This window comes from Methylobacterium sp. 275MFSha3.1 (genome assembly GCF_900108435.1).
GTDB lineage: Bacteria > Pseudomonadota > Alphaproteobacteria > Rhizobiales > Beijerinckiaceae > Methylobacterium.
This window is the reverse complement of sequence record NZ_FNWP01000013.1, coordinates 172,631-184,515: the sequence shown is the minus strand read 5'-3', so window position 1 is coordinate 184,515 and position 11,885 is coordinate 172,631. Positions and strand designations below refer to the sequence as shown.

Genomic DNA, 11,885 nt, shown 5'->3' with positions numbered 1-11,885 from the left:
TACCCCACCAACTAGCTAATCAGACGCGGGCCGATCTTCCGGCAGTAAACCTTTCCCCATAAGGGCGTATCCGGTATTAGCCCTAGTTTCCCAGGGTTATTCCGAACCAGAAGGCACGTTCCCACGCGTTACTCACCCGTCCGCCGCTGACCCCGAAGGGCCCGCTCGACTTGCATGTGTTAAGCCTGCCGCCAGCGTTCGCTCTGAGCCAGGATCAAACTCTCACGTTGAAGAGATTGATCTGGCCGATCACGTGTATTCTCAGACGGAGCCTCACATCGACCAAGCATCCGACGCTTCACAGCGCCAAACACCCGTCGGTGAGCTCAGAAAGAAGAACAACAGATCGGCACAAGTCTACTCACGCCAGACCCTAAGGCCTGACCGCAAGGACAAACGCCGCCCGCGTCTCCCTTCCTCATTCCAACTTGTCAAAGATTAGTAATCACTCTCGTAATTACCGGCTGAGAAGAAGTCAAGTACCTTGGCTTTCGCCAGATCTACTTTTCTAAATCTCGGTAAGTCCGTCCAACCCGCCCCGTTTTTCTTCCGGACCGCGTCGGGAGGCGCCGTATAAGCTGCCCCGGACTTTCCTGTCAACCACCCTTTTCCCCGGCGACGGAACCGAACCGGCCGAACCGGATTTCAGTGCCTCCGTCGACAGAGCGCGACGCGGAACGGCCCGGAGGCCCTTCGGTGCGGCGCTGGACGATGGACGCTCCCTCACGCACCCGGCCCGGGTCGAGCCTGCGCTCGCGCCCGACGGCGTCGCGATCCCGAAGGATCGGTGCTGGCCGGTAATGCTGAGGAAGTTCCGGCGGACGGCGTGCCGTCGTGACCGGTGAAGCGGATCTAAGGGTCCGAACCGCCTTGCGCAAGGGGCCGAGCGCGGGGCGGCCCCGACCGGGACGCACGGCTCGCGGATCGCGGCCGGCCGGCCCGCTCGCCGGCCCCCACCCCCACCGGTCGACGCGGGTGCTCCCCCCGGCGCTGCGCACGACCCACACCGCCTGAAACCATCGCGGCGGGTGCGCGAAGAGGCGTGATCGCGGTTGATCCTGAGGCACTCGATGACGCTGCTGCACGATCTCACGGGTGCGTCCCCCGGCATGACCGGGACCGCCCTGCTCCTGCGCCTCTCCGCCATCGGCGCGGCCCTGGCCGGGACCGCCGGCACCTTCGCGTATGCCGGCGGCTGGCTCTCGCCCGGCCAGCTCACGCCGGCCCGGATCATCGACCGGTTCGAGCAGGTGAACGGGCCGCATCCCGGCTTCCGGCGCAACCACGCCAAGGGGATGTGCGTCGCGGGCCGCTTCACGGGCAGCGGCGCGGGCGCGCGCCTCTCGAAGGCGGGCGTGTTCGCGGCGGGACGCGTGACGCCGGTCGAGGGGCGGGTGGCGCTGGCCGGCGGTCAGCCCTACGCGGCCGACGCCGCCGCCACCGTGCGCAGCCTCGCCCTCCGCTTCCGGCTGCCGGACGGCGAAGAGTGGCGCACCGGCATGAACAACATCCCGGTCTTTCCGGTGCGCACACCCGAGGCCTTCTACGCGCAGCTCCTCGCGGCCAAGCCCGATCCGGCCACCGGCAAGCCGGATCCGGAGCGCCTGAAGGCCTTCTTCGCGGACCATCCGGAGAGCGCGAAGGCCGCCGCGCTGATCAAGGCGCGGACCGTGACCGCGGGCTTCGCCGACAGCACCTACTGGAGCCTCAACGCCTTCCGGTTCGTCGCCGCGGACGGCGCCGCCCGGCCGGTGCGCTGGGCCATGGTCCCCGACCCGGCGCCAGCGGCCGAGGCCGCACCGGGCGGCGCGAACGCCCTGTTCGACGCGCTCGCCGCGCAGCTGGCCCAGGGCCCCCGGCACTGGCACCTGATCGTCACGCTCGGCCAGGCCGGCGACCCGACCGCCGACGCGACGCGGCCCTGGCCGGCCGACCGCGAGACGGTGGATGTCGGGACCCTGACGCTCACGGCGGCGACGCCGGAGGCCGCCGCCACCTGCCGCGACATCAACTTCGATCCGCTAGTGCTGCCGGACGGCATCGCGCCGAGCGACGACCCCCTGCTGAGCGCCCGCTCGGCGGCCTACGCCCAATCCGTCACCCGCCGCGCCGGCGAGGCCAAGACGCCGAGCGCCGTCACCGCCGCGGCGATCCACGGAGCCGCCCTGTGACCGCGACCGACCGCTTCGACCGGCCCGCCCGCCTGCTCCACTGGACCATGGCGGCGCTGATCCTGGCCATGCTGCTGATCGGCGTCGCCATGGTGGCGTCGCTCGCCGAGTACGGAGCCCTCGTGGCCCTGCACCGGCCGCTCGGGATCCTGATCCTGGTCCTCGCCGGGCTCCGACTCGCCTATCGCTGGCGCCACGCGCCGCCGCCCCTGCCGGCCGATCTTCTGAGTTGGCAGAAGCGCGCGGCTCACGCCTCGCACATCCTGCTCTACGGCCTGATGCTGGCCATGCCGCTGATCGGCTGGGCGATGCTGTCAGCGGCGCGCTACCCCGTCATCCTCGCCGGTTCGGTCGTCCTGCCGCCGATCCTGCCGCAGGACCCGATGCTGTACGCGGCCCTGCGCCGGCTCCACACCGCGCTGGCCTACGGGCTGTTCGCCCTGATCCTCGCGCATCTGGCGGCGGCGCTGCTGCACGCGCTGATCCGCCGGGACGGGGTCTTCGCCAGCATGGCGCCCTGGCGGTCGACACCGGCGAGGACCACCGCGCAACCGTGACGGCTGTTTCGTTCTCTTGAAAGTCTGATCCGTTCTCCATAAAGAACGCTCGCCCGCCCCGGTCGATCGGGCGCGCGGTCACTGCGTGGAGGACGAGGCGATGTCAGAGGGATTAGCGGCGCGTACCGTCGCGGCGGCCAACGGCGTGGCCCAGGATGCGGCCTTCGGTGCGGTGATCGCGCCGATCCACCTTTCGACAACCTTCAGGTTCCCGGCCTTCGAGCAGCCCGGCCCCTACGATTACTCGCGTCTGGGCAATCCGACCCGGGATGCGCTAGCCGACACGATCGCCAAGCTCGAGGGCGGCGCCCGCGCCGTCCTGGTGGCGAGCGGCATGGCGGCCCTCGACCTCGCCCTGTCGAGCCTGCGGCCCGGCGATCTCCTGATCGCGCCGCACGATTGCTACGGCGGAACGCACCGCCTGCTCAGCTTCCGCGCGGAGCGGGGCCATTACCGCGTCGCCTTCGTCGACCAGACCGATCCGGACGCGCTGACGGCGGCCCTGGCCCAGGGACCGAAGGTCGTGCTGATCGAGACCCCGAGCAACCCGCTGATGCGCGTGGTCGATGTCCGGCGGATCACCGCGGACGCGAAGGCGGCCGGCGCGCTGGCGGTAGTGGACAACACCTTCCTGTCGCCCGCCCTGCAGCAGCCGATCGCCCTCGGGGCGGATCTCGTCGTCCACTCCACCACCAAGTTCCTGAACGGCCATTCCGACGTGATCGGCGGGGCCGTGATCGCCGCCGACAAGGCGATGGGCGAGGACCTCGCCGCCTGGGCGAACACGATCGGCGTCACCGGCTCGCCCCTCGACGCCTACCTGACGCTCCGCGGCCTGCGCACCCTGTTCGTCCGGGTGGAGCAGCAGCAGCGCAACGCAGCAGCCCTGGCGGCCTTCCTCGACGCCCATCCGGCGGTGGCCCGGGTCCACTATCCGGGCCTGCCGACGCATCCGGGGCACGCCCTGGCCAAGGCGCAGCAGGCGGGCTTCGGGGCGATGCTGAGCTTCGAGCTGGCCGGCGGCCGCGACGCGGTGAGGACCTTCGTGGAGGCCCTGCGGGTGTTCACGCTGGCCGAGTCGCTCGGCGGCGTCGAGAGCCTGATCGCCCATCCGCCGACCATGACGCACGCGGCGATGGACCCGGAGGCGCGCGCCATCGCGGGCATCACCGACGGGCTGCTGCGCCTGTCGGTCGGCCTGGAGGCGGACGCCGACCTGCTGGCCGACCTATCGCGGGCTCTCCAGGCCCTGGACGGCTGACCAGGCCGGTCACTCCTCCTCGACCACGCTGAACCCGGACTCGTCCTCGACCACCCGGAAACGGGCGCGCTGCACGGTCCGGGAGCGCTCGGCCGCCTCGTCGCGGCACTTGTCGAGATGGGCGGCGCGGTTGACCACCTGCAGGTTCGGCGCGCCCCAGTAGCCGAGGAGCTCCGGCCATGGCGCGTCGCGGTGCTCGCGCCAGACCCGGTAGAGCGGCAGCAGGTGGTCGACCTCGGCGGTCTTCAGCAGGCGCTTGCCGGTGGTGGTGCAGCGGTGGCGCTGGCGGAGCTTCAGCGCCCGGACCTGGACGTGGGGCGCGATCCAGAACTTCCAGGCCGCGACACAGGCCGCGTGCCAGCCGGCATTGGTGTTGGGCGCGCCGCGCGCCCAGAGATCCCGGTGCCAGCCGAACCGGTAGACCGGCTGGCCACAGATGCAGCAGGCGCCCCGCCCGCGGGCGAAGGCCGGATCGCGGAACGGCGCGGGCGGCGTGCGGAAGCTCCCGGCCCGCCCCTCGGCCCCGATCTGCCAGGCCCAGCCCTCCGGCGTGCCGGAGCGCGCCGCCAGCGCCCGGGCGAGTTGGTCGGCCCGGAGGATGTGGTTGCGCCAGTAGCTCTCGACGGCGAGCCGCGGCGTCGGCGGGATCAGGGGCCGCGCGAGGGCGTGCTGCAGGACCGGCGCCGGGAAGATCGCCGGCAAGGCCTTCTCCAGCCGTTTCCGGGCCTGCACGTTGCGGAGGGTGCGCCAGCTCGATGTCGTCATGCCGGACCGGTGGTAACCCGGCCGGCGCGGCGCCGCGACGGCGCCGGTGCAACAGCTCGCCGGTCCCGCGCGGTCGCCGCTCAGGGTTAAGAAAATGTTTCCCGTGAAACATCGCGCCGCTCGACAGGCCCGGCGCGGCCGCGCCGGTTCGGCTCAGAGATCCACCGCCATCGACAGGAGGTAGGTGCGCGGCGCGCCCTGGAAGAAGGTGCCGAACGAGGCGACCCCGGTCCAGTACCGCGTGTCGGTCACGTTGAGGACGCTGGCCCGGAAGGTCGTCGGCCGCTCAGCGACGCGCGTCGTGTAGCGCAGGCCGAGGTCGAGGCGGGCCCAGTCCGGCAGGGCCTGGGTGTTCGCGAGGTCGACGAACTGCCGCCCGGTATAGATGACCGCGCCGTTGAGCGTCAGGCCGGGCAAGCCCGGCAGGTCCCACTCGGCCCCCAGGCTCGCCTGGACCTCCGGCACGCCGATCGGCCGGTTCCCGCGATTGGCGGCGAGCGCCGTCCTGACGAGGCGTCCGTCGAGCAGGGTCACGCCGCCGACCACCCGCACCTGCGGGGTGATCTCGCCGAACAGGCTCAGCTCGAGCCCGCCGACGCGCTGCTCGGCGGTCGCCGCGAAGCGCCCCTGCGGGCCGAGCTCGCCCGCGGGCTTCGTGATCCGGAAGGCGCCGAGCGTGGCGCCGAACCGGCCGAGATCGAGCTTCACGCCCGCCTCGACCTGTCTGGCCACGTAGGGCTCCAGGATCGTGCCGGAATTGGTCGCCACCGCCGGGGCCACGTCGCCGCGGCTCAGGCCCTCGATATAGTTGCCGTAGAGCGAGACCGAGTCCCAGGGCCGCACCACGAGGCCGACCATCGGGGTCGTGGCGCTCTTGTCGTAGGACGAGGTGAGCGTGCCGACATTCGACACGTAGTTGTGCGCCTCCACGCGCTGGCGGCGCACGCCCAGCGTCAGCAGGATGCGCTCGTCGAGGGCCGACAGCGTGTCGGCCACCGCGATCCCCGACAGGGTGCTGTCGGACAGGCGGGGCCGGCCGACGCCGTAGATCGGCGCGATGTACGGGACGAGGGCCGGCGCGTAGAGGTTCGACAGGTAGGCGCCCCGGCCGGGCGAGAACCGCCGTGCCGTCGCCTCGTCGTACACGGAGCCCTGCACGGTCAGGGCGTGCCGGATGAAGCCGGTCTCGAACCGGGCCCGGACGCCACCGTCGTAGGTGAGCCGGTCGACGCCCAGCGCGTAGAATTGCGGCGTGCTGGTCGTGTCGCCGCGGCCATTGAGGATCGTCGGCGCCGACTGGAAGTAGCGCTCCACGCCGGTCTGCCCGCCGCCGACATCCGCGAACAGCGTGACTTGATCGGTCAGGTCGTACTCGGTGCGCAGCAGACCGCCGCGATCGTCGACGTCCGAGTATTCCCAGGGCTGGGTCAGGTTCAGGCGGCCGTCGGGCGCCCGCGGTACGGGCACGCCGGCCCGCAGGAGGAACGGGCGCAGCGGCGCGTTGAAGCGGTCGGTCTGCGCCAGCAGGTAGAGCCACGCGCGGAACCGGTCACCCTGGTAGTCGAGGGCCAGGGCCCCGACGCCGGTCGTCTCGGTCTGGCGGTCGAAGGGCGTGGCGCCGCCGTGCAGGCTGCCGACGACGCGGGCGCCCCATTCCCGGCCAGGCCCCCAGCGGCGGGCGACGTCGACTTGGCTGCCGCCCCAGGCGGACGAGCCGTAATCCAGCGTGACGCGGGTCAGGTCCGCGCCGGCGCGCTTGGGGACGATGTTGACCACGCCGCCGACCGCGCCGTTCGGCGACACCCCCGTGAGGGCGGCGGACGGCCCCTTCAGGACCTCGATGCGCTCCACGTAGTCGGTGAAGATGCGGAAGCTCGGGGCAATGCCGTAGAGCCCGTCGAAGGCGACCTCGCCGCTGGTGTTCTCGTTGGACGGGAAGCCCCGGATGGAGAAGGAGTCGAACGGCGCCCCCGTGGTCTGGGTAGCGCGCACCGACGGGTCGAGGACCAGGGTCTCGGACACCGTCCGCGCCTGCCGGTCCCGGATGAGCGTGTCGGTGTAGCTGGCGATGCTGAAGGGCGCCTTCTGGGTCTCGATATCGCCGAGGAGGCCGAGGCGCCCGCCCCGCGCCACCTGACCGCCGGCATAGGCCGGGACCGGGCCGCGCGATGCGGCCGCGCTCGCGACCGAGAGCTCGTCGAGCTGGACGTCCCGGCCGGCCCCGGCCTCCTCCGCGCGGGCGGCGTGCAGCCCGGACCCGACGAAGCCCAGCAGGACGACCATCGGGAGAACCGGCCGGACCCCGCGCCGCCGGCGCCGGTTCCGCGCGGAAACAGGTACTGAGAAGTCGTGGGACCGCATTGTCGTGACGATGGCTCCGAATCACGGAGCAAGCCAGCAAATATCTCTACATGTGTCAAAAATGCATTTGGAGTAATTACAACTCTACAGTTCGATCGCGGAGCCGATCGAACATGATCGATATTTATTGTCGTATATACATAGATGCATTTCAGGACGTCGTGTTTATCAATGACGCGACCATCTTCGCGCGATCAGGGCGGCGATTTCACGGAGGGCCGGGCCGCAGCTCGGCCGAGGCGCACGGCCGGGATCATCGGTCCGGACGAGGCCGCCGAGGCCGGACCCGGCCGCGATTTCCCGTGGATCGTGCGCGGCCGGTCGGGCCGCCGGGGCGTTCGACCGCGCGACCACCGGATCCCGACGGGCCCGCGGGAGCGCCGACCGGCGGCCGCGGCGCCGCGATCGGGACGCCCGGTTGCCAGGGTTGCCCACCCCGCCTAGACGGGCCCGGCGCGAAACGTGCCTGTCACCCCTCCTCTTGTGCAGAGGTCTTCTCCCGTGATCACCGGTCCGTGCCTCATCGTCCAGCCGATCCACGCGGCGGGCCTCGACCGGTTGCGCGCGGCCGGCCTGGAGCCGCGCCCGGCGAGCGGGACCGATCCCGAGACGCTGGCGCGCGAGGTCGCCGACTGCGTCGCCGTCATCACCCGCAACACCGGCTTCCCGGCCCGCGCCATCGCGGCGGCGCCGGCCCTGCGGGTGATCGGGGTGCACGGCACCGGCACCGACCACGTCGCCACGGCCGAGGCGACCGGGGCCGGGATCGCGGTGGTGAACACGCCCGGCGCCAACGCCGTCTCGGTGGCCGAGCAGACGCTGGCGCTGATCTTCGCCCTGGCCAAGGCCCTGCCGGAGGCCGACCGCTCGGTCCGGGCCGGCGACGACAGCTTCAAGTTCACCGCCCGGCTGGTCGAGCTCGCCGGCCTGACGCTGGGCCTCGTCGGCTTCGGGGCGATCGGGCAGGCGACCGCCCGGCTCGGCGCCGCCCTGGGCCTGCGGGTGCTGGCCTACGGCCCGAGCCGCCCGGACGCGGACTTCGCCAACGCCGGCGCCCTGCGGGCCGCCTCGGTCGACGCGCTCCTGGCGGAATCCGACATCGTCTCCCTGCACGTGCCGCTGACCCCGGGCACCCGCGGCCTGATCGGCCGGGACCAGCTCGCCCGGATGAAGCGGGAGGCCTTCCTGATCAACACCAGCCGCGGCGGCCTGATCGACGAGGCGGCCCTGGTGGAGGCGCTGGAGGCGGGCACGATCGCGGGCGCCGGGCTCGACGTCTTCGCCCAGGAACCGCTGCCGGTCGACCACCCGCTGGCCCGCCAGCCCCGGGCGATCCTGACACCCCATGTCGGCGGCTCCACCGGGGCGGCCCTGATCCGCACCGCCGAGACCGCCGCGACCCGCGTGGTCGACGTCCTCGCCGGCCGGCGGCCGGGCGGGCTGGTCAACCCGGACGTCTGGGAGCGGCGGCGCGAGGTGTGATGGTCTCCCCTCTCCCGTGCGGGAGAGGGTTGGGGTGAGGGACGAGAGGCTTCGGGATCAAGCACCCGATCGACGCGATTCGAGGGGGAGCCTCGTCCGGTGAGGTCTCACCCCTCACCCTGTCCCTCTCCCGCACGGGAGAGGGGACCCGCGGCCGATCCTGACGGCGCGGCGGTCGTGGCCGGCCCGGTTCACGGTGTTTCGTCCGGACCGCGACCGCCCGCCGCGCGCCGTGTCATGCAATCGTCGCAGACGGGCCGGAAAGCCACCCGCTGCATCCGAGGCCAGAGAGGGCTCCATGGACTTCCACCGTCGCTTCACGGTCCTGATGTGCGCCCCGGCCTTCGACCCGGACGATCTCGAGGGCGCGCGCGTCAACCAGATCGTGGCGGCCGTCGAGCAGCGCGGCTTCGAGGTGGTGCGCGCCCGGCGCGTGGAGGACGCGGCCATCGCGGTCCAGACCGACGCGGCGGTCGGCTGCCTCGTGGTCGACTGGGGCAAGCGCGGCCTCGACGGCAAGGCCGCCGCCCTCATCGACATGATGCGCCGGCGCGGCCTGGAGATGCCGATCGTCATCATGGTCCGCCGCAAGCGGCTGGAGGACATCCCGGTCGAGCTCCTCGACTTCATCGACGGCTACATCTTCCTCGCCGAGGAGACGCCCGAATTCATCGCCCGCGGCCTCGTCAGCCGGGTCACGCAGTACGCCGAGACCCTCAAGACGCCGTTCTTCGGCGCGCTCGTCGACTACGCCGAGAAGGGCAACCAGCTCTGGACCTGCCCGGGCCACAACGGCGGCATCTTCTACAACCGCTCGCCGATCGGCCGGATCTTCGTGGAGCACCTCGGCGAGGCGATCTTCCGCGACGACCTCGACAACTCGGTCCTCGATCTCGGCGACCTCCTGACCCACGAGGGCCCGGCGCTCAAGGCCCAGAAGGAGGCCGCCAAGATCTTCGGGGCGGAGAAGACCTACTTCGTCCTCAACGGCACCTCGGCCTCCAACAAGATCGTCCTGTCCTCCCTGGTGGCCGAGGACGACCTCGTCCTGTTCGACCGCAACAACCACAAGGCGGCCCACCACGGCGCCCTGTTCCTGGGCGGCGGCATCCCGATCTTCCTGGAGACGGACCGCAACGCCTACGGCCTGATCGGGCCGATCTTCCACGAAGCTCTCGACGAGACCCGGATCCGGGAGAAGATCCGCCGCAACCCGCTGGTGACCGACCCGGAGGCGTGGCGCCGGGAGCGGCCGTTCCGCGTCGCGGTGATCGAGCAGTGCACCTACGACGGCACGATCTACGACGCCCAGGAGATCCTGGAGAAGATCGGCCACCTCTGCGACTACATCCTGTTCGACGAGGCCTGGGCGGGCTTCATGAAGTTCCACCCGCTCTACGCAAGGCGCTTCGCCATGGGGCTGACCGGGCTCGACGAGACCTCGCCCGGCATCGTCGCCACGCAGTCGACCCATAAGCAGCTCGCGAGCTTCTCCCAGGCCTCGCAGATCCACACCCGGGACGGCCATATCCGCGGCCAGACCCGGCGGGTCGAGCACAAGCGGCTCAACGAGAGCTTCCTCGTCCACGCCTCGACCTCGCCCTTCTACCCGCTGTTCGCCTCCCTCGACGTCGGCGCCCAGATGATGAAGGGGCGCTCGGGCATGATCCTGTGGGACGACACGATCCGGCTCGGGATCGAGTGGCGCAAGAAGGTCCGGGCGATCCGGCACGAGTTCGAGGAGAACGAGCGCGATCCCGCGCGGCGCTGGTTCTTCGACCCCTTCGTGCCGGACGTGACGGTGAACGTCGACGGCGCGGAGGTGCCGTGGGAGAGCGTGCCGACGGACGAGCTCGCCGCGACGCCGCGCCACTGGGAGCTGAAGCCGGGCGCGCGCTGGCACGGCTTCACCCACGTGGCGCCGGGCTACGCCATCACCGACCCGAACAAGCTCACCGTGCTGACCCCCGGCTTCGACCGGCACACGGGGGCCTACGCCCAGCACGGCGTGCCGGCGCCGATCGTGGCGCAATACCTGCGTGAGAACCGGATCGTCGCCGAGAAGAACGACCTGAACTCGCTGCTCTTCCTGCTGACCCCGGGGGTGGAATCCTCCAAGGCCGGCACGCTGATCTCGGGCCTCGTCGCCTTCAAGCGGCTCCACGACGACAACGTCCCGCTGGAGGAGGCCATGCCGGAATTCGTCAACCGCCGGCCGAACCGCTACCGGGGCGTGCGCCTGCGCGACCTCTGCGGCGAGTTCCACGCGTTCCACCGGGAGGCCGGCACATCGACGCTGCAGCGGCGGCAGTTCGCCCCCGAGCACCTGCCCGAGATGGTGATGCCGCCCAAGCGGGCCGCCCAGCTGCTGACGCGCAACAAGGTCGACTACGTGCCGATCGCCGAGGCCGAGGGGCGGATCGCCACCACGCTGATGCTGGTCTATCCCCCGGGCATCGGCACGGTGCTGCCCGGCGAGCGCCTGGACGACCGAGCCAAGCCCATGCTCGACTATTTCAAGATGTTCGAGGCGTCCGCCAACCTGTTCCCGGGCTTCGAGGCCGAGATCCAGGGCGTCTACCGCGAGGTCGACCCGGACGGGCGGATCCGCTTCCACACCTACGTGGCGCGGGAGGGCGCCTGATGGAGATCGAGGCCGAGACGCCCGGCCTGCTCCCGGCCCGGTCCTGCCCCGACATCGTCATCCGCGCCTCCTCGGACGCCGATGTCGAGGCGATGGTGGCGATCTACGAGCACCATATCGGCAAGGGCGTGACCGATGTCAGCGTCGCCGAGGAGGACCGGCTGCTCCCCGACGACCTGAAGCGGCGGCGCAAGACCATGCGCAAGAAGCGCCTGCCGCACCTCGTGGCCGACCGGGACGGCGCGGTGGCGGGCTACGCCTACGCGGTGCCGTTCCGGAAGCGGCCGGCCTACCGCTACACCCTCAAGCACTCGATCTACGTGCATCCCGACCACCTGCACGCGGGGATCGGCCGGCGGCTGCTGCCGGCCCTGATCGAGGCCTGCGCGGCGGGCGGCTACCGCCAGATGATCGGCTACATCGACGCCGAGAACGCGGCCTCCCTGCGGCTCCACGAGGCCTGCGGGTTCGAGCGGGTCGGCTACCTGCGGGCGGTGGGGTTCAAGTACGGCCACTGGTCGGACAGCGTCATGGTCCAGCGCGCGCTGGGAACCGGGTCGGAGGACAGGCCGGGGTAGCGGGCCGGGACCGGGCGGCCTCCGACGCCCGGCCGCCGTTATCGCGAGCGAAGCGAAGCAATCCAG

At 71.4% G+C, this 11,885-nt stretch carries 8 protein-coding genes and 1 rRNA gene; 6 read left to right on the top strand and 3 right to left on the bottom strand.

What is annotated here, in order from left to right:
- Positions 1-230 (bottom strand): 16S ribosomal RNA (locus BLW78_RS17350); the annotation flags it as partial.
- Between the two features lie 840 nt (positions 231-1,070).
- On the opposite strand from BLW78_RS17350, the gene BLW78_RS17345 reads away from it, so the two are divergent.
- From BLW78_RS17345 to metB, 3 genes are all read left to right on the top strand, one after another.
- On the top strand, positions 1,071-2,171 hold the full coding sequence (locus BLW78_RS17345; protein WP_091681048.1) for a catalase family peroxidase: 1,101 nt from the start codon (positions 1,071-1,073) through the stop codon (positions 2,169-2,171).
- A complete protein-coding gene (locus tag BLW78_RS17340) occupies positions 2,168-2,728 on the top strand; it encodes a cytochrome b (protein WP_091681046.1) in 561 nt (186 codons plus the stop codon). Before BLW78_RS17345 ends, BLW78_RS17340 begins: the two co-directional genes overlap by 4 nt.
- A 100-nt stretch (positions 2,729-2,828) precedes the next feature.
- Positions 2,829-3,989 carry a cystathionine gamma-synthase gene (metB, locus tag BLW78_RS17335; RefSeq protein WP_091681071.1) on the top strand — a complete coding sequence of 387 codons (1,161 nt, stop codon included), beginning with the start codon at positions 2,829-2,831 and terminating at the stop codon, positions 3,987-3,989.
- A 9-nt stretch (positions 3,990-3,998) separates the two neighbouring features.
- Here metB and BLW78_RS17330 read toward each other — a convergent pair whose 3' ends face one another.
- Both BLW78_RS17330 and BLW78_RS17325 read right to left on the bottom strand, forming a co-directional pair.
- A complete protein-coding gene (locus tag BLW78_RS17330) occupies positions 3,999-4,754 on the bottom strand; it encodes a hypothetical protein (RefSeq protein ID WP_091681044.1) in 756 nt (251 codons plus the stop codon).
- A gap of 153 nt (positions 4,755-4,907) precedes the next feature.
- Positions 4,908-7,037 carry a TonB-dependent receptor gene (locus BLW78_RS17325; RefSeq protein WP_091681042.1) on the bottom strand — a complete coding sequence of 710 codons (2,130 nt, stop codon included), beginning with the start codon at positions 7,035-7,037 and terminating at the stop codon, positions 4,908-4,910.
- 579 nt (positions 7,038-7,616) lie between these two features.
- Here BLW78_RS17325 and BLW78_RS17320 point away from each other — a divergent pair.
- The 3 genes from BLW78_RS17320 (at position 7,617) to BLW78_RS17310 (ending at position 11,819) form a co-directional block, all read left to right on the top strand.
- The gene (locus BLW78_RS17320; protein WP_091681040.1) at positions 7,617-8,597 is read left to right on the top strand and encodes a hydroxyacid dehydrogenase; all 981 of its coding nucleotides are present in this window, start codon (positions 7,617-7,619) and stop codon (positions 8,595-8,597) included.
- 298 nt (positions 8,598-8,895) lie between these two features.
- Complete coding sequence (locus tag BLW78_RS17315; RefSeq protein WP_091681038.1) at positions 8,896-11,241, top strand: Orn/Lys/Arg family decarboxylase; 2,346 nt, start codon at positions 8,896-8,898, stop codon at positions 11,239-11,241.
- Complete coding sequence (locus tag BLW78_RS17310; RefSeq protein ID WP_020093947.1) at positions 11,241-11,819, top strand: GNAT family N-acetyltransferase; 579 nt, start codon at positions 11,241-11,243, stop codon at positions 11,817-11,819. Before BLW78_RS17315 ends, BLW78_RS17310 begins: the two co-directional genes overlap by 1 nt.
- Positions 11,820-11,885 lie beyond the last annotated feature (66 nt).

Coding starts and splice junctions, on each gene's coding strand:
- BLW78_RS17345 (WP_091681048.1), top strand. CDS start 1,071: ATGACGCTGCTGCACGATCTCACGGGTGCGTCCCCCGGCATGACCGGG.
- metB (WP_091681071.1), top strand. CDS start 2,829: ATGTCAGAGGGATTAGCGGCGCGTACCGTCGCGGCGGCCAACGGCGTG.
- BLW78_RS17330 (WP_091681044.1), bottom strand. CDS start 4,754: ATGACGACATCGAGCTGGCGCACCCTCCGCAACGTGCAGGCCCGGAAA.
- BLW78_RS17325 (WP_091681042.1), bottom strand. CDS start 7,037: ATGGTCGTCCTGCTGGGCTTCGTCGGGTCCGGGCTGCACGCCGCCCGC.
- BLW78_RS17315 (WP_091681038.1), top strand. CDS start 8,896: ATGGACTTCCACCGTCGCTTCACGGTCCTGATGTGCGCCCCGGCCTTC.
- BLW78_RS17310 (WP_020093947.1), top strand. CDS start 11,241: ATGGAGATCGAGGCCGAGACGCCCGGCCTGCTCCCGGCCCGGTCCTGC.